This window comes from Polaribacter sp. Z014 (assembly GCF_023555435.1).
Classification (GTDB): Bacteria; Bacteroidota; Bacteroidia; order Flavobacteriales; family Flavobacteriaceae; genus Polaribacter.
Window position 1 is genome coordinate 147,816 of sequence record NZ_JALCZP010000007.1, and the last position, 16,837, is coordinate 164,652.

Below are 16,837 nucleotides of genomic sequence, written 5' to 3' on the forward strand. Positions count from 1 at the left end.
AGGTAAGTTTGAGGCTTAATTTCAACTTATTATAATGAAAAAAATTACTACTCTTTTTGCTTTTTTTACAGTTGTCACTTTAAGTGCTCAAAATTTTCAAGGTCACTATGATTTAGCACGTGAACATGTTACTTTAACCTTTGAAATGTTTAAACCCGATAACTACGGAAACACATACACTTTTACCGATTTTGATTTTAATGCCAATAATGGAATTAGTCAAGCGTATTTTGAAATTGCACGTGTTTTAAAAACTAAAAAAATGCCTGTTGGTTTGCATGTGGAATATAATGGTGGATTAGGAACTTTTGAAGTTGGAGAAAATTTAAATGGTTATACCATAAATAATGCTTGGATTTTTGGAGCTAACTACAGTAAGTCAAATGCCGTTTGGGGATTTTCTACATATGCTGGTTACAAAACATTTAAAGGTACTAGTAAAGGAAACTACCAAGTAACAGGAACTTGGTATTGGAATATCATTAATAACAAATTAACTTTTTCTGGATTTGCAGATTTATGGTCTGAAAATGGATTAAGTGATAAAACGGTATTCTTATCAGAGCCTCAATTATGGTATCACTTAAATAAAACTTTTTCTGTAGGAGGTGAACTTGAACTATCAAATAACTTTGCTAGTACTTATGCTTTTAAAGGAAGACCTACTTTAGCTGTTAAATGGAATTTATAATAAAATAACGAAAAGATGTTAGATAAATATTTTAAAATTACCGAAAATAAATCAACTTTAAGAACTGAGATTATTGCAGGTATCACCACGTTTATGACAATGGTTTACATTTTAGCTGTAAATCCAAGTATTTTAAGTGCGGCAGGTATGGATAAGGATGCTGTTTTTACAGCAACTGCCTTGTCTGCAGTAATTGCAACATTAGTAATGGCATTAGTGGCTAAATTACCTTTTGCATTAGCTCCCGGAATGGGGCTAAACGCATTTTTTGCATTCACTGTAGTTTTGGGAATGGGGTATACATGGGAATTTGCTTTAACGGCAGTGTTTTTAGAGGGAATTGTATTCTTATTATTAACAGCATTTAATATTCGTGAACTGATTGTAAATTCAATACCATTAAATTTAAAGCACGCCGTATCTGTTGGTATTGGGTTATTTATTGCTTTTATAGGTTTAAAAGGAACTGGTGTAGTTGTAGATAATTCTGCAACATTAGTAACTTTAGGAAATATGAAAAACCCAGCAGTTTGGGTGGGATTAGCAGGTGTATTAATTATTGGTGTTTTATTGGTAAAAAAAGTGAAAGGAGCCATTTTAATCGGAATTCTATCCTCTACACTTATAGGCTTAATTGTTGGAGTTACTGTTATTCCAGAAAATTTCACATTCGTTAGCTTACCTCCATCAATTGAACCTATCTTTTTTAAGTTTGATTTTTCTCAAGTATTTACAATAGATATGCTAATAGTATTATTTACATTCTTATTTGTGGATATGTTTGATACCGTTGGAACCTTAGTAGGTGTATCTTCAAAATCTGGAATGTTAGATGAACAAGGAAGAGTGCCAAGAGTAAAACAAGCATTATTTGCAGATTCTATAGGTACATTTGTAGGTGCAATTTTAGGAACTTCTACTGTAACAACCTATGTGGAAAGTGCTGCAGGTGTTGCTGAAGGAGGAAAAACAGGTATGACCGCTTTAACGGTTGCTATTATGTTTGCGCTTTCATTATTTTTTGCACCAATATTTATGATTATTCCTGCTGCAGCAACAGCTCCAGCTTTAATAATTGTTGGTTTAATGATGATAACTCCTATTACAAAAATTGATTTAGAGGATTTTACGGAAGCAATTCCTGCTTTTTTTACTATTATTATGATGCCCTTAACGTATAGTATTGCGGAAGGAATTGTATTTGGTATGTTGTCTTTTGTACTGTTAAAATTATTTACAGGAAAATATAAAGAAATAAAGCCTATAATGTACGTGATTTCAGTGTTATTTATAATTAAGTTTATGATGTAATTCTAAAAATTTAGTATAAAAAAAGCCTTTTAGAAATATTTCTAAAAGGCTTTTTTTATACTAAATTATATTTCATTTATTCTTCGTGACTTCCTTTTATAGGTGTTGATTTATTTGGTAAAATTAGGTTTAATAGTACACCTACAATCGAAGCTAACCCAATTCCTGCCAATGAAAAATTACCATAAGAAATTTCAGCTCCTCCAATACCAATCGTTAAAATAATAGAAACAATCACTTGATTTCTAGTTTTACCAAAATCGGTTTTAGCATCTACTAATGTTTTAATTCCAATACTGGCAATCATCCCAAATAAAAGTAGCATAATTCCTCCTAAAACAGCTTCTGGTATGGTTTTTAGTACTGCGCTTATTTTTCCAACTAATGAAAAAACGATTGCTGTTACAGCAGAAATTCGTAACACACGAGGATCCACTATTTTAGTTAAAGCAACAGCTCCAGTAACTTCAGAATAAGTAGTGTTTGGAGGTCCTCCTAAAAAACCAGCAAAAGCAGTGGCAACACCATCGCCTAATAATGTTCTATGCAATCCTGGATCTTTTACAAATTTTTTGTTTGCAACACCACCAATAGCGTACATATCGCCAATATGTTCAATAATAGGAGCAATGGCAACAGGAATCATATAAATGATGGCTCCCCAATTAAATTCTGGTCTTGTAAATTTAGGTAACACAAACCAAGCTGCTTCATTAACTGATGAAAAGTCAACCAATCCAGAAATTATAGAGATAAGGTATCCTACAACAATTCCAATAAAAATAGGAATCAATTTTACAAGTCCTTTAGAATAGATAACAATAACAATAGCTGTAACTAATACAGAAAGAGCAATAAGCCAGTTTGTTTTAGCCATATTAACTCCAACAGGAGCAAGAGATAATCCAATAATCATAATTACAGGACCAACAACAATGGAAGGGAATATTCTTTCAATAACTCGTAATCCCCAAAGTTTGATGATTGCGGATACAATTCCGTATACCAAACCTACAGCAATTAAACCTCCTAAGGTTCCGGCGTAACCATATAATTTAGTAGCCGCTATAATTGGAGCAATAAATGCAAAACTACTTCCTAAAAACACCGGGACTTTTCCTTTTGTAATTAAATGAAAAATTAGTGTTCCAACACCTGCAGTAAATAAAGCAACAGATGGGTCAATATCTATTAAAAGTGGTACTAATACAGTTGCTCCAAAGGCAACAAATAAAAATTGAATTCCAACAAGGGTTCTCTTGATAGGGTTGTCTAGATTAATAGTTTCTAGTTCTTCGGTATTTTGCATTACGAGGGTTTAATTTTTTTTAAAAGTAATCATAAAAATTAAATTAAAGAAACTTACTGTTAGAGAATTGTAGGTAGTAATGTTAGTGATAATTTGAAGGTAAAAAGGGGGAATTGTGAGCTGAATGGCTGTAAAAGGTAGCGTTCATAATTCTGGTATTGAACTAGATTATTTTTCTAATAGTATTGGATAAAAGTAGAATTAACCGAGTACTATGACCTTAATAAAAATAAAAAAGCATCTTTCATTTCTGAAAGATGCTTTTCATTTATTAATTATAGATTATTATCTATTAATTGTTTGCTTTCTATCTGGACCAACAGAAACGATAGATACAGGAACTCCAGTTTCTTTTTCAATAAAAGCAACATAGTCTAGTAAATTCTTTGGTAATTGATCTGCAGAAGTCATTTTAGTTAAATCTTCATCCCAACCTTTAAATTCAGAATAGTTAACAGAAACGTTTTCTGGTTCAATATTATAAGGTAAATGGTTAATTTCTTCTCCTTTATAATTGTAAGAAGTACATACTTTTAAAGTATCGAATCCAGATAAAACATCACCTTTCATCATCATTAATTTAGTAACACCGTTTACGTCTACTGCATATTTTAAAGCCACTAAGTCTAACCAACCACAACGTCTTGGTCTACCTGTTGTTGCTCCAAATTCATGACCAATTCTAGCCATATCTTCACCATCCTTATCAAATAATTCTGTAGGGAAAGGTCCAGAACCAACACGAGTAGTATACGCTTTAAAGATTCCAAATACTTCACCAATTTTATTTGGTGCAACTCCTAAACCAGTACAAGCACCTGCTGCAGTAGTATTAGAAGATGTTACAAAAGGATAGGTACCAAAGTCTATATCTAATAATGAACCTTGTGCTCCTTCTGCTAAAATTGTTTTTTTATCTTTTATAGCTTGGTTTAAAAACTCTTCACTATCAATAAATGCTAATGTTCTTAATTTATCAATTCCTCTAATAAATTCTGCTTCTAATTCTTTTAAATCATATTCAACCTGAACATCAAAGAATTCTAACATTTTAATGTGCTTTTCTGTTAAAGCATCATATTTTTCTTTCCAGTTGTCTAATTCTAAATCACCAACTCTCATTCCGTTTCTACCGGTTTTGTCCATATATGTTGGGCCAATTCCTTTTAATGTAGAACCAATTTTAGCTTTTCCTTTAGAAGTTTCTGATGCTGCATCTAATAATCTATGCGTTGGTAAGATTAAGTGTGCTTTTCTAGAAATTAACAATTTAGATGTATAATCTATTTTGTGTACGTCTAGATTTTCTAATTCTTTTTTAAAGATTACAGGGTCTATTACAACTCCATTACCTACTACATTTAAAGCAGTTTTATGAAAAATTCCAGAAGGAATTGTATGTAAGACATGTTTATGTCCATCAAAAATTAAAGTGTGTCCCGCATTTGGACCTCCTTGAAAACGTGCAATGATATCATAGTTTCTTGTAAGTACGTCTACAATTTTACCTTTTCCTTCATCTCCCCATTGTAATCCTAGTAATAAATCTACAGCCATTATAGTTGTGTTAATTGTTGTTTATGTTGTGTTGTTAATTAAGATTTGTTCTTTTTTGTTCCGTAAAAATACAGTGAATGATTCTGAATGTCAATATCAAAAACGTCTTCTATGGTTTTCTTTATAATTTGAATTCGTGGATCACAAAATTCTTTTACTTCTCCAGAATCTGTAAAAATAACGTGGTCATGATTTTTATCAAAATAACTTTTTTCATAACGCGCCATAGATTGTCCATCAAACTGATGTTTTCTAACCAAACCGCAATCTAAAAGTAGGTCTATGGTATTATAAAGTGTAGCTCTACTAACTCTATAATTTTTATTTTTCATTTTAATATAGAGAGATTCTATATCAAAATGCTCATCAGCAACGTATATTTCTTGAAGAATAGCATAGCGTTCTGGAGTTTTTCTATGCTTATGTTCCCCTAAATACGTAGTGAAAACTTTTTTTACGATTTCTTGATTTTCAAGAGAATTACTCATTTGTGAATGATTTTTTACAAAAAACAAATTTACAGTTAATTCTTAATAAAATAGGACTTTTAATGAAAGGATATTTACAAAGTATTAACACGATCTACTTTTTTAACTCCTTCTATTTTAAGAAGGTTTTTTATTAATTTATCTAATTGTGAACTATTTTTAACGTTTATAGCGAGTTTTCCTTCAAATACACCTTCATCTCCTTTAATATTTATGCTATTAATAAAAACACCCATGTTATTAGAAATAGTACGGGTTACATCATTTGCCATCCCTTGATTGTCAACGCCTGATATTTCTAATATAACTTTAAAATCTTTTTGTGAAGAATCTATCCATTTTGCCTGCATAATTCTATAGGCATAATTAGATTGTAAGGAAATAGCATTCGGGCAGTTCATTTTATGAACCTTTATGCCTTCATTAATTGTTAAAAATCCAAAAACTTTATCTCCCGGAATAGGATTACAACATTTAGAGAGTTTATAGTCTAGTTTTTGCTCTTCTTTACCAAAAACTAAGGCATCATACTTATTGGTAACAGTGTCTGAATCTACGTATTCTTTTTCTGAAGTATTTCTACTTAACTTAGATTTAAAGAAATTTAAAATTTTACTGTTTCGTTGAGAAACAAAAGCTTTTAATTGTGTATTATCAATAGTACCACTTCCAACTCTAAAAAATAAGTCGAAACTTGTTTTTAGCTTAAAATAGTTAACAAGTTCATTTATGGTTTTATCATTAAAAGTAATTTTTAAATGGCGTAACTTACGGGTTAAGATGGCTTTTCCTTCTTCTGCAATTAATTTTTCTTCTTCATTTAAAGCCGCTCTAATTCTTGCTTTTGCTCTTGCGGTAATTACAAAATCTAACCATCTAGCATTTGGTTTGTTAGAAGCAGTAGTAATTACTTCTATTTGGTCACCACTTTTTAATTGATGACTTAAAGGCATTAACTTTCCGTTTACTTTAGCACCTCTACATTTTAAACCTACATCTGTGTGTATTGAAAAAGCGAAGTCTAAAGCGGTTGCGTTTTTTGGAAGTGATTTTAAATCGCCTTTAGGTGTAAAAACATAAATTTCTTTTGAATATAAATTCAGTTTAAAATTTTCTACAAAATCTACCGCATTTAAACTCTGTGTTTCTAAGGTTTCTTTTAATTTATTTAACCAATCTTCTAATCCGTTGTCTTTAGTTACACCTTGTTTGTATTTAAAATGTGCGGCATATCCTTTTTCTGCAATTTCATTCATTCTACTAGAACGAATTTGTACTTCTACCCATTGAGAATCAGGACCAACTACCGTAATATGTAAGGCCTCATAACCTGTAGATTTTGGTTGAGAAATCCAATCTCTTAAACGCGTAGGATTTGGTTTAAAGTAGTCTGTTACAATGGTATATATTTTCCAAGCATCAAATTTATCATCATTTGTGTTGGGTTTATATATAATTCTAATAGCGTATTTGTCATAAACTTCATCAAAAGTTACATTTTGATTGATCATTTTTCTACGAATAGAATAAATAGATTTAAACCTCCCTTTTATTTCATATTCGAAGTTTTCTTTATCTAAACCCGCTTTTAAGGTATCTTCAAATTGTTGTAAATATTTTTGCTGATCTTCTTTACTTTCTTTTATCTTACCTAAAATACCATAGTAGGCTTCTGGTTCTGTGTATTTTAAGCCTAAATCTTCTAGCTCGGTTTTAATATTATACAACCCTAATCTATGCGCCAAAGGAGCATAAATATATAATGTTTCCGATGCTATTTTAACCTGTTTGTGGGCAGGCATTGCATCCATTGTTTGCATATTGTGCAGTCTGTCTGCAATTTTTATCAAAATAACTCTAACATCATCATTTAATGTTAAGAGCATTTTTCTAAAATTCTCTGCTTGTATAGAAGCGTCTTGTTCTTTGTTTAAACGAGATATTTTGGTAAGTCCGTTTACTATTTTTGCAATGGTTTCACCAAAAAGATGTTCCATGTCTTCTATAGTGTATTCTGTATCTTCCACAACATCATGCAGTAGGGCAGATGCTATAGAAACTGCATCTAAACCAATTTCATAAGCAACAATTTTTGCAACGGCAATTGGGTGATAAATATAAGGTTCGCCTGTTTTTCTACGTTGTTCAGAATGTGCATCTACGGCAATATCAAAGGCTTTTCTAATGAGTTCTTTATCTTCTTTAGATAAAATTTCATAAGTACCTTTAAGCAAATCTTTGTATCGTTTTGCTATTTCTTTATTTTCCTCGTCTATGGTTGCTGTATATTCCAAAAAAATGATTTTAATATAGGGGTTAACTTAAAGTGAATTTAGCAATAAGAATTTTAACATACAAATATTTTGTTTTCTAAATGTAATTATTTCTTATTTTCGCCAAATGAAGAAAATTGGAATCGTTTTAGTGGTTTTATTTTTAAGTTTTAATCATTATTCTCAAAACACAAACTCTCTTTTTGAACTTCAAAAAAGGAAAGTAGAAATTGATATAGATAGGAGTTTTTTTACAAATGTTACTACAAATATGTATGTGTCAAAAAATCCGGATGCTTTAATTATAGCTTTATTTTTACCTATTTCTTATAAGGATCAAAAAGCAAAAATAAATAGAAAACCGATTGTAAAAGGATTGGAATTTAAAGGAGAAAAAAAGTTAAATAACAAAAATATTTTATTGTTATCTGGTACAGTTATTAAAAAAGGAACTGAATTTACAAAACAAAAATATTACATAAAACAAGATAAAAACACCTGTATAGAGTTAACTACCATGCTTGCTGTTAACGCAGATGCTAAAGATAAAATGATGCTAACAGAAATAGTGAATTCTGTTATAGAAAAAAATTAGTTTTCTAAATTAGTAATTCTTTCCAACAAAGTTGGATGTGAGTAATGTACAAAAACATACGCCGGATGTGGCGTTAAATTACTCAAACTATTTTTTGATAATTTTTTAAGTGATGTAATTAGTGCATTTCCGTCAAAAGTTTCTTTGGCAAAATTATCTGCCTGATATTCAAATTTTCGAGACATATAATTCATGAACAGTCCTGTTATTTCAGATATGGGCGAATATAAAATTCCGAATGCAATTAAACCAATATGAAAACTGGGTATGGAAACGCCTAATGCTTCTGATAAAAGAGGTGTATTAATAAATAAGGATAATATAAACAAAGTAAATCCGGTTAATAAAATCGATGAAATTAAATTAAAAATAATATGTTTTCTTTTATAATGGCCAACTTCATGCGCTAAAACAGCTACAATTTCATCTGTATTTAAATCGTTAATTAACGTATCGTATAATGTAATTCTTTTTTGAGAACCAAATCCAGAAAAATAGGCATTTGCTTTTGTAGAACGTTTAGAACCATCTATCACAAAAATATTATTGATCGTAAAACCAACACTTTTAGCATACTTTTCTATAGCCGTTTTTAATTCTCCATTTTCTAACGGACTTTGTTTGTTGAATAAAGGAACAATTAATTTTGCGTAAAACATGTTCATAAACAAAGAGAAAACAGCCACTAAAGCCCAAGCATAAATCCAGAAGTTTTCTCCGGTTAATTGATAAAACCAAATAATTAAAGCTAAAATTCCACCACCTAATAAAACACTCATGAGTGCACCTTTTAGTTTATCTAACCAGAAAGTTTTCTTAGTTGATTTGTTAAAACCAAACTTTTCTTCGATAACAAAAGTACTATAATAGGAGAGGGGTGTGGTCAATATTCCTGATCCCAACATAATAACTCCAAAGAAAATTAAAGCTACTAAAATTGGGTTATCTGTATAAGTTCTTGCAAAATCATCTACATATTTAAATCCGTCTGCAAAAAAGAATACTAAGGTTAATAATGTAGAAAACAATGAAGTGATGTTCGAAAATTTAGCACTTGTCTTTTTATAAGCTTGCGATTTTTTGTATTCATCTTCTTCATAAACATCTTTTAGTTTCTCCGGAATTTCAGCATCAAAACGTTTCTCATTTAAGTAGTCTAATATTTTATCAATAATAAAACTGATAATTAATATGGAGATAATGATGTAAAATAAGGTGGTTGGTTGCATAAATATGTTGAAAAATTTCTTAATCTATTTGATTCTAATTATTGTCTAGGAAATTACTTTTTAAAAGTGCATTTTCATTCCTTCATGAGTCGCTTTAAATCCTAAATCTTCATAAAATTTAATGGCTCTAGGTCTTTTTTTATCCGAAGTTAATTGTACTACATGTACCTTTTTTTCTTTGGCTCTGTTTATTGCCCATTCAAAGACTTTTTTTCCAATTCCGAGTCCTCTTTGATCACTTCTAATAAATACATTTTCTATTTGTGCTCTAGTTCCGCCACAATAACTTAGGTATTGAATATAAGTAATTTGTAAAGTTCCGATAACTTCTAAGTTATTATTTTCTACAACAATAAGTTCTTGATTTTCATCAGCATCTATCTTTTTAAATGCTTCTAAATAGGAGTTAGGTAAAGGATTCTGAAAGCTTTCTCTTTTTTTTCCTAATATATCATCAGCCATCATTTCAACGATGATTGAAATGTCGTTTTTGGTTGCTTTTCTAAAGTTCATTCTAAATTAAATTATGCGCTTTTGTCTAATTCTAAATCTGTAAGTAGGTATTGTGGATTGAATAACGAGAAATATTTGGTCTACTATAACTTTTTTTATTTCTTATGTTTTTTATGAGCAAACATTGCTGCGCCAATAATACCTGCATTATTTTTAAATTCAGCAACTTCTATAGGTACATCTACCGTTAAGTGTTTTTTAAATTCATCATATCTTTTACTAATTCCTCCACCTAAAATAAATAAAGTAGGAGTGTGCAAGGTTTTTACATGATTTAAAAAAATATCAAATCTTTTAGCCCATTCTGTTAAAGTTAATTCTTCTCTCTTTCTCGCAGAATCTGCGGCAAATCTTTCTATAATTTCCCCGTTAGTATGATAAATTCTACCCAATTCTACATTCGGTATCAATTTACCATCATAAAATAGACCAGAGCCAAGTCCTGTACCAATTGTAATTACAAAAACTTTTCCTTTTACATCTTTTCCTGCACCTAAACTCATTTCAGCAACTCCAGCTAAATCAGCATCATTACTTACGTAGAACTTAACTCCGTCGCATGCTTTTTTAAAGAGTTTATTTACTTTAACATCTACCCATTCTTCACTTAAATTTCCATGATGTTTGCATTGTCCATCAACAATAATAGTAGGAAAACAACAACCAACCGGACCTTTCCAATCAAAATGTTTTACCATTTCTTTAATAACCTTTGCAACCGCTTTAGGTTCTGCAGGTTTTGGCGTATCAATTCTATGTCTTTCAGAAAGTAATTCTCCGTTTTTTGTGTTTACAATTGCGGCTTTAATTCCAGATCCTCCAATGTCAATTCCTAATACTTTCATTCTTTATTTTTTAAATTTTCTTTGTCTTTTTGCTTCAAACAAAATAATAGCAGCAGAAACAGAAACATTCATAGAATCTATTTGTCCTTGCATAGGTATGTTTACGTTTTGTGTAGCAGCTTCTCTCCAAACATCTGTTAAACCTGTTGCTTCTGTACCTACAACAATTGCGGAGCTTTCTGTATAATTTTCTTGGTGATATTCATTTGAATTTTGTAAGGTAGCAGCGTATATATTGATATTTTTTTCTTTTAGAAAAGCAATTATTTCTTCGGATGTTCCTGTGGCAATTTGATTGGTAAAAACACAACCAACACTAGATCTAATAATATTAGCGTTGTACAAATCGCTTTTAGGATTTGCTATTAATACAGCGTCTATATTTGCTGCATCGGCTGTTCTTAATAAGGCTCCAATATTTCCTGGTTTCTCAACACCTTCTGCAACCAAGATTAAAGGGTTTTTATTTTCAAAAAGAATATTATTTAAAGAGAAATCTTTTGCTTTTGTAACCGCAATAATACCTTCTGTAGAATCTCTATAAGCTAATTTTTGATACACTTCTTTTGAGATTACTATTCTATTTACATTTGAATTAAAAAGGTGTAAAATTTCATTTTCTGAAATTAAATCAGGATAAAATAGAATGGTATCAAATTGATAATTAGCCGTAATTGCTAAAGATATTTCTCGTTTTCCTTCAATAATAAATAACGCTTGTTTTCTTCGTTCCCTTGCTTTTTCTTGAAGTTTTAGCAGGTTTTTTATATACGAGTTGTGAATACTACTTATTTCTTTCATTAGTACAAATATACCTATTTATGGGTATTGACTAAGAAGGAAATAATAACAATATTTGTATTTATAAACCAAACTATTTATTTTTTACGATTAAATGCGCTTTAATTTAAGTTTCTACGAAAAGGATAACCGAAATTTGGTTTATTGTTAACTATTATAATAAAAAAGGCTCGCAAATAGCGAGCCTTTTTTATTATCGTAAAGTTTTTCTTATTTACGACTGTTTAAAATCTAATTTAAAACTAACTATTTTAAACTAGCTAATAATTTTTCTGCAACTAATTCTGATGATGCAGGGTTTTGACCAGTAATTAAATTACCATCTTGCACGGCATAAGGTGCCCAGTTTTCTCCATTAGAATAAAATGCGCCACTTTCTATTAGCATATCTTCTAATAATAAAGGTACAATTTCTGTTAAACCAACAGCTGCTTCTTCTTTATTAGAAAAACCAGTTACTTTTTTACCTTTAACCAATGCTTTTCCTTCTGCATTTTTAACATCTTTTAATACAGCTGGTGCATGGCATACAAATGCAATTGGTTTGGCTTGATTATTAAATTTCTCTATCAATGCAACAGACACTTTATCGTTGGTTAAATCCCATAAAGGTCCGTGACCACCAGGATAGAAAACAGCATCAAAATCGTCTGCATTCATATCTGCTAATACTTTTGTATTGGCAATTTTAGATTTAGCATCTGCATCATTATTATAACGATCTGTATCTGCTGTTGCTGCATCTGGAGCATCACTACTTGGATCTATTGGGGCAGCACCACCTTTTGGAGTTGCAATGGTAATCGTTGCACCTTTATCTAACAATGTGTAATATGGGTTTGCAAATTCTTCTACCCAAAATCCTGTTTTTTTTCCTGTATCACCTAATTTATCGTGTGATGTTAATACAAATAATATATTCATTTTTTTATCTTTTTTAATGGTTGTTTTTACTTCTGAAACTTTTTTAGAAGTTGCTTCTTTTTCTGCATTTTTACAACTAGAAGCTGTAATAATTGTAAGCGTTAAAGCTATAATTTTTGTAATCTTCATATATAAAATTAGTACGCCATTTTTACAATTTTTTCTACTTTATCTGGCGATAAGTTTTTGTGCTCACCTAAACCTAACCAACCTCTATCTGTAAAACGTTTTGCTATTTCTTCGGCAGTTCCTTTATAATCTTCGGTGTAATCAGATAATTTTGTATCGATACCTAATTTATGGAAAAAGGCTTCTGTTTTCTCAATGGCAGCTTGCGCTCTATCGTCTTTGCTTCCTTCTTTTATTTTCCAAACACGTTCTCCGTACTGTGCTAATTTTTCTTTTTTAGCTTCAAAATTAAATCTGTAGTGACTTGGTGCTATTACAGCTAAAGTACGAGCGTGATCGATACCAAATAAAGCGGTTAACTCATGGCCCATTGCATGAACAGCCCAATCTCCAGGAACTCCTTTTTGAATTAATCCATTTAAAGCCATGGTACAACTCCACATATAATTAGCCGCTGCATTATAATCTGTTGGATCTTTTAATATTTTTGGAGCCACCTCTATAATGGTTTGTAAAATACTTTCGGCAAAACGATCTTGCAATAATCCATCAACAGGATACGTCATATATTGCTCTAAAACGTGTGTAAAAGAATCCATTAATCCGTTTGCCAATTGGCGTTGTGGAATAGAACTAATTACCTGTGGATCTAATATTGAAAATACAGGAAATAAACCAGGACCTCCCATAGCTAATTTTTCTTTGGTTTCTCTTCTGGTAATTACTGCTCCAGAATTCATTTCAGAACCTGTAGCTGGCATTGTTAAAACAGTTCCAAAAGGCATTCCAATTTCTGTTCTTATATTTTTTGTTAAAATATCCCAAGGAGTTTCACCTTCAAATACAGCAGCTGCAGATAAAAATTTAGTTCCATCTATTACAGAACCACCACCAACAGCTAATAAAAAAGTAATACTTTCTTCTTTTATTACTTGTAAAGCTTCTATTAAGGTTGCGTACTCAGGGTTTGCAGGTATACCGCCAAACTCAACAATATCAAATTTTGATAAAGCCGTTTTTACTTGGTCGTAAATACCATTTTTCTTGATGCTTCCTCCACCGTAGAGTAATAATATTTTAGCGTTTTTAGGAATTTCGGTTTCTAATTGTTTAATAGTATCCTTTCCAAAAATGATTTTGGTTGGGTTTTTAAATTCAAAATTTTCCATTTTTTTATTTTATTTAAATTTTAACGATCATTTTTCCTTTGTTTTTACCTTCAAATAAGTCGATAAAAGCATTTGGTATATTATCGAAACCATCTACGATAGTTTCTGTGTAAGTAAGTTTTTCTTCTGATAACCAACTTGATAATTGTTTTATAGCTTCTGGGAATTTATCTGCATAATTAGAAACAATAAAGCCTTGCATTAAGGCACTATTTTTAACTAAAAATGGTTGTACACTTACCCCTTTTGGAGTTTCTGTATTGTTGTAAACAGAAATTGCACCACAAATAATCATTCTAGCAAAACGGTTAATATTAAATAATACTGCATCAGATATTGGTCCGCCTACGTTATCAAAATAAATATCTACTCCGTTTGGCGCCAATGTTTTAATATCAGCACTAATATCTTTACTTGTGTAGTAATTAATACCAGCGTCAAAACCAAACTTGGTTTTAAGCATTGCTATTTTTTCATCAGTACCAGCAATTCCAATAACTCTTAGTCCTAATATTTTAGCAATTTGTCCAACTACAGAACCTACAGCTCCAGCAGCACCAGAAACCACTATGGTTTCTCCTGCAACAGGTTTCCCTATTTGGTGTAAACCTAAATACGCAGTTAAACCAGTCATTCCTAAAATGCCTAAATAGGCACTTAATGGTACTTTAGAACCATCGACTTTTAAAAGACCTTCTCCATTAGAAACTTGTTGTGTTTGCCAATTTAACATCCCAGAAACATAATCACCCTCTTTAAAGTTTTCGTTTTTAGAAGCTATTACTTTAGCAATTACTCCAGAATGTACTGGTTTGTTTAATTCAAAAGAAGGAACGTATGACTTTGCAGCACTCATTCTTCCTCTTAAATAAGGGTCTACGGAAACGTAAGTAGCTTCTAAAAGAATTTCTCCATCTTTTATTACCAATTGCGTGTCTTCTGTAACAAATTCAAAATTAGAAGTTGTTGGTTTTCCTACGGGTCTATTATTTAATAAAATCGTTTTCATTTTACTTTTTTTTATTCAATTACAGTAACTAAATCTTTCATAGGTTTTCTAACTTTTACCAAGTTTACCAACCAATCTTTATCTTCTGCTCTATAACCTAATGGTAATAAAACAGCGCTACGCAAACCTTTTTCTCTCAAGCCTAGAATTTCATCTACCGCATTAGGGTCAAAACCTTCTAAAGGAGTAGCATCTACGCCTTCATAAGCAGCCGCTGTAATTGCGTTGGCAAAAGCAATATATGCTTGTTTTGCAGCATGATTAAAGTTTTCTTCTGCATCTCTTTGAGGATACATGCCTAATAACATTTGACGATAATCTTCCCAACCTTCGTTTTTAAAACCACGAATTTCATTGGTTAAATCGAACATATAATTAATACGCTCTACTGTATAGGTGTCCCAAGCAGCAAAAACGAGTAGGTGAGAACAGTCTGTAATTACAGATTGATTCCAAGCTATAGGTTTAATTTTTTCTTTAATTTCTTGATTTTTAATTACAAAAATCTCAAAAGGTTGTAATCCACTAGACGTTGGTGATAAACGTGCAGCTTCTAAAATACGTTCTATTTTATCTTCAGAAACTTTTTCTCCATTCATTGCTTTTGCAGCGTATCTCCAGTTTAATTTATCTAATAATTCCATATTTAATCTTTATTTATTTTAATGAAAGTGTTTTTATTTGGTTTGAAGTAATTATGACTTCGGCATTATTTGTATTATTTGCTAAGTTGATCATTGCTTGCGCAATACTTTCTGCATTTATTATTTTATATTCTTTTAATTTTCCTATAAACAAGGGTTGAATTATTTTAAACACAACCAACCCAATTTTTTCTAAAAATCTACGTTCTTTTCTTTCCCCACCAATTAATGAGGGTCTTAAAATGAAGGTGTTCTTAATGTTTTGATTTAAAACATCGCGTTCCATTTCACCTTTTGTTTTATTATAAAAAACAGTACTTTTTGCATTCGCTCCCATGGCAGAAATCACCAAAAAAGTATCAATATTATTTTCTTTTGATAGTTTTGCAGCAGCAACCGGAATACCATAATCTATTTTTTTATAGAGTGATTTGTCTGGTGTTTTTTTTGCGGTAGTACCAATGCAGCAATACACTTCATCTGCCGTAAAATCTGCTTTAAAATTTTCTAGATTTAAAATATCACCTATATACTGTGTAACTTTTTTAGGTAGACCTTCAATTTTAGAACGAGAAAATAATTTAATAACTTCATAGTTTTCGTCTTCAATTAATTTATGAAGAATACTATTTCCAGTTAAACCAGTTGATCCTAATATGATAGCCGTTTTTTTCATGTTATTTACAAAGTTTTATACTATTCCAAGCGGCTTGAAACGCCTCTTCTATATTTTCTTTAGTTAATTTAAAAGACCCACGATTTTGTGTCATCATTAAAAAGGATAACGGGTTTATAGCATAAGCATAAAGCAAATAATCTGATATTGGTTTTATAATTCCTTCTTTTTTACCGCGTTCCCAAAGGTCGAGTAGGGGTTGTAAATGTTTAATGCCTTCTTGTCTAATTGCTTCATCAATAATTGGTGTATTATCACATTGGGCCAAAAACATGGCTTCTTCACATTCATTTAGTTTAAAGTTAGAAATTCGTTTCCAAATAATTTCAAAACCGTAGGCTACAGACATTGAACTATCATAAGTTTCAAATGCATATTTTGTGTATTCTGCTTTTACATCAATATATGTTTGGTTTAATAAATCTTGTTTATTTTCAAAATATAAATAGATAGTAGCAGGAGAAACCTTTGCCATTTTAGCAATTTTACTCATAGGTGTTGCATGAAACCCATTGTTATTAACAAGTTCTATAGTCGCCTTTACAAGGTCATTACGTTTGTCTATACTTTTCTGAAGCTTTGCCATAATCTTTTTAATTCTGATGCAAATATATGTAAAAATGAACGTTCATTCTTTTTTTAACAAAGTTTTATATTTATACTCTTATAGAAAT

At 30.8% G+C, this 16,837-nt stretch carries 17 protein-coding genes; 3 read left to right on the forward strand and 14 right to left on the reverse strand.

Features of this window, described 5'->3' with window-relative positions:
- Nucleotides 1-34 precede the first annotated feature (34 nt).
- Together MPF19_RS10765 and MPF19_RS10770 are read left to right on the forward strand one after the other, a co-directional pair.
- Nucleotides 35-691 (forward strand): DUF5020 family protein, encoded by a 657-nt coding sequence (locus MPF19_RS10765; RefSeq protein ID WP_249988230.1) that lies wholly within the window; start codon nt 35-37, stop codon nt 689-691.
- 15 nt (nt 692-706) lie between these two features.
- Nucleotides 707-2,002, forward strand: coding sequence for an NCS2 family permease (locus MPF19_RS10770; protein ID WP_203392388.1), 1,296 nt, complete (start codon nt 707-709; stop codon nt 2,000-2,002).
- Between the two features lie 76 nt (nt 2,003-2,078).
- Here MPF19_RS10770 and MPF19_RS10775 read toward each other — a convergent pair whose 3' ends face one another.
- From MPF19_RS10775 to MPF19_RS10790, 4 genes are all read right to left on the reverse strand, one after another.
- Nucleotides 2,079-3,311 (reverse strand): uracil-xanthine permease family protein, encoded by a 1,233-nt coding sequence (locus MPF19_RS10775; protein WP_203392389.1) that lies wholly within the window; start codon nt 3,309-3,311, stop codon nt 2,079-2,081.
- A 285-nt stretch (nt 3,312-3,596) separates the two neighbouring features.
- A complete protein-coding gene (locus MPF19_RS10780) occupies nt 3,597-4,868 on the reverse strand; it encodes an adenylosuccinate synthase (protein ID WP_249988231.1) in 1,272 nt (423 codons plus the stop codon).
- A 38-nt stretch (nt 4,869-4,906) separates the two neighbouring features.
- On the reverse strand, nt 4,907-5,356 hold the full coding sequence (locus MPF19_RS10785) for a Fur family transcriptional regulator (RefSeq protein WP_203392391.1): 450 nt from the start codon (nt 5,354-5,356) through the stop codon (nt 4,907-4,909).
- A gap of 74 nt (nt 5,357-5,430) precedes the next feature.
- Nucleotides 5,431-7,650 (reverse strand): RelA/SpoT family protein, encoded by a 2,220-nt coding sequence (locus tag MPF19_RS10790; RefSeq protein ID WP_249988232.1) that lies wholly within the window; start codon nt 7,648-7,650, stop codon nt 5,431-5,433.
- A gap of 106 nt (nt 7,651-7,756) precedes the next feature.
- On the opposite strand from MPF19_RS10790, the gene MPF19_RS10795 reads away from it, so the two are divergent.
- On the forward strand, nt 7,757-8,224 hold the full coding sequence (locus MPF19_RS10795; protein ID WP_249988233.1) for a hypothetical protein: 468 nt from the start codon (nt 7,757-7,759) through the stop codon (nt 8,222-8,224).
- On the opposite strand, the gene MPF19_RS10800 is transcribed toward MPF19_RS10795, so the two are convergent.
- The 10 genes from MPF19_RS10800 to MPF19_RS10845 all read right to left on the reverse strand — a co-directional run bounded on the left by MPF19_RS10800 (nt 8,221) and on the right by MPF19_RS10845 (nt 16,749).
- A complete protein-coding gene (locus MPF19_RS10800) occupies nt 8,221-9,453 on the reverse strand; it encodes a M48 family metallopeptidase (RefSeq protein WP_249988234.1) in 1,233 nt (410 codons plus the stop codon). The two genes, MPF19_RS10795 and MPF19_RS10800, sit on opposite strands and share 4 nt — an antisense overlap.
- Nucleotides 9,454-9,513: 60 nt before the next feature.
- Entirely contained in the window at nt 9,514-9,966 is a 453-nt protein-coding gene (locus MPF19_RS10805; RefSeq protein WP_203392395.1) for a GNAT family N-acetyltransferase, read from the reverse strand.
- A gap of 95 nt (nt 9,967-10,061) precedes the next feature.
- Nucleotides 10,062-10,811: a polyphosphate--glucose phosphotransferase gene (gene ppgK, locus MPF19_RS10810; RefSeq protein WP_203392396.1), complete on the reverse strand. Its 750-nt coding sequence runs from the start codon at nt 10,809-10,811 to the stop codon at nt 10,062-10,064.
- Nucleotides 10,812-10,814: 3 nt separating this feature from the next.
- On the reverse strand, nt 10,815-11,612 hold the full coding sequence (locus MPF19_RS10815) for a TrmH family RNA methyltransferase (RefSeq protein ID WP_249988235.1): 798 nt from the start codon (nt 11,610-11,612) through the stop codon (nt 10,815-10,817).
- 246 nt (nt 11,613-11,858) lie between these two features.
- Nucleotides 11,859-12,665, reverse strand: coding sequence for a type 1 glutamine amidotransferase domain-containing protein (locus MPF19_RS10820; protein WP_203392398.1), 807 nt, complete (start codon nt 12,663-12,665; stop codon nt 11,859-11,861).
- A gap of 8 nt (nt 12,666-12,673) precedes the next feature.
- Nucleotides 12,674-13,834, reverse strand: a complete 1,161-nt coding sequence (locus tag MPF19_RS10825) for an iron-containing alcohol dehydrogenase (protein ID WP_249988236.1) — start codon at nt 13,832-13,834, stop codon at nt 12,674-12,676.
- A gap of 13 nt (nt 13,835-13,847) precedes the next feature.
- Nucleotides 13,848-14,843, reverse strand: a complete 996-nt coding sequence (locus MPF19_RS10830) for an NADP-dependent oxidoreductase (RefSeq protein ID WP_249988237.1) — start codon at nt 14,841-14,843, stop codon at nt 13,848-13,850.
- An 11-nt stretch (nt 14,844-14,854) separates the two neighbouring features.
- A complete protein-coding gene (locus MPF19_RS10835; RefSeq protein WP_203392401.1) occupies nt 14,855-15,487 on the reverse strand; it encodes a nitroreductase family protein in 633 nt (210 codons plus the stop codon).
- Between the two features lie 13 nt (nt 15,488-15,500).
- A complete protein-coding gene (locus tag MPF19_RS10840; RefSeq protein WP_203392402.1) occupies nt 15,501-16,163 on the reverse strand; it encodes an NAD(P)H-binding protein in 663 nt (220 codons plus the stop codon).
- A gap of 1 nt (nt 16,164) precedes the next feature.
- Nucleotides 16,165-16,749, reverse strand: coding sequence for a TetR/AcrR family transcriptional regulator (locus MPF19_RS10845; protein ID WP_249988238.1), 585 nt, complete (start codon nt 16,747-16,749; stop codon nt 16,165-16,167).
- Nucleotides 16,750-16,837: the final 88 nt, after the last annotated feature.

Coding starts and splice junctions, on each gene's coding strand:
- MPF19_RS10765 (WP_249988230.1), top strand. CDS start 35: ATGAAAAAAATTACTACTCTTTTTGCTTTTTTTACAGTTGTCACTTTA.
- MPF19_RS10770 (WP_203392388.1), top strand. CDS start 707: ATGTTAGATAAATATTTTAAAATTACCGAAAATAAATCAACTTTAAGA.
- MPF19_RS10775 (WP_203392389.1), bottom strand. CDS start 3,311: ATGCAAAATACCGAAGAACTAGAAACTATTAATCTAGACAACCCTATC.
- MPF19_RS10780 (WP_249988231.1), bottom strand. CDS start 4,868: ATGGCTGTAGATTTATTACTAGGATTACAATGGGGAGATGAAGGAAAA.
- MPF19_RS10785 (WP_203392391.1), bottom strand. CDS start 5,356: ATGAGTAATTCTCTTGAAAATCAAGAAATCGTAAAAAAAGTTTTCACT.
- MPF19_RS10795 (WP_249988233.1), top strand. CDS start 7,757: ATGAAGAAAATTGGAATCGTTTTAGTGGTTTTATTTTTAAGTTTTAAT.
- MPF19_RS10800 (WP_249988234.1), bottom strand. CDS start 9,453: ATGCAACCAACCACCTTATTTTACATCATTATCTCCATATTAATTATC.
- MPF19_RS10805 (WP_203392395.1), bottom strand. CDS start 9,966: ATGAACTTTAGAAAAGCAACCAAAAACGACATTTCAATCATCGTTGAA.
- ppgK (WP_203392396.1), bottom strand. CDS start 10,811: ATGAAAGTATTAGGAATTGACATTGGAGGATCTGGAATTAAAGCCGCA.
- MPF19_RS10815 (WP_249988235.1), bottom strand. CDS start 11,612: ATGAAAGAAATAAGTAGTATTCACAACTCGTATATAAAAAACCTGCTA.
- MPF19_RS10820 (WP_203392398.1), bottom strand. CDS start 12,665: ATGAAGATTACAAAAATTATAGCTTTAACGCTTACAATTATTACAGCT.
- MPF19_RS10825 (WP_249988236.1), bottom strand. CDS start 13,834: ATGGAAAATTTTGAATTTAAAAACCCAACCAAAATCATTTTTGGAAAG.
- MPF19_RS10830 (WP_249988237.1), bottom strand. CDS start 14,843: ATGAAAACGATTTTATTAAATAATAGACCCGTAGGAAAACCAACAACT.
- MPF19_RS10835 (WP_203392401.1), bottom strand. CDS start 15,487: ATGGAATTATTAGATAAATTAAACTGGAGATACGCTGCAAAAGCAATG.
- MPF19_RS10840 (WP_203392402.1), bottom strand. CDS start 16,163: ATGAAAAAAACGGCTATCATATTAGGATCAACTGGTTTAACTGGAAAT.
- MPF19_RS10845 (WP_249988238.1), bottom strand. CDS start 16,749: ATGGCAAAGCTTCAGAAAAGTATAGACAAACGTAATGACCTTGTAAAG.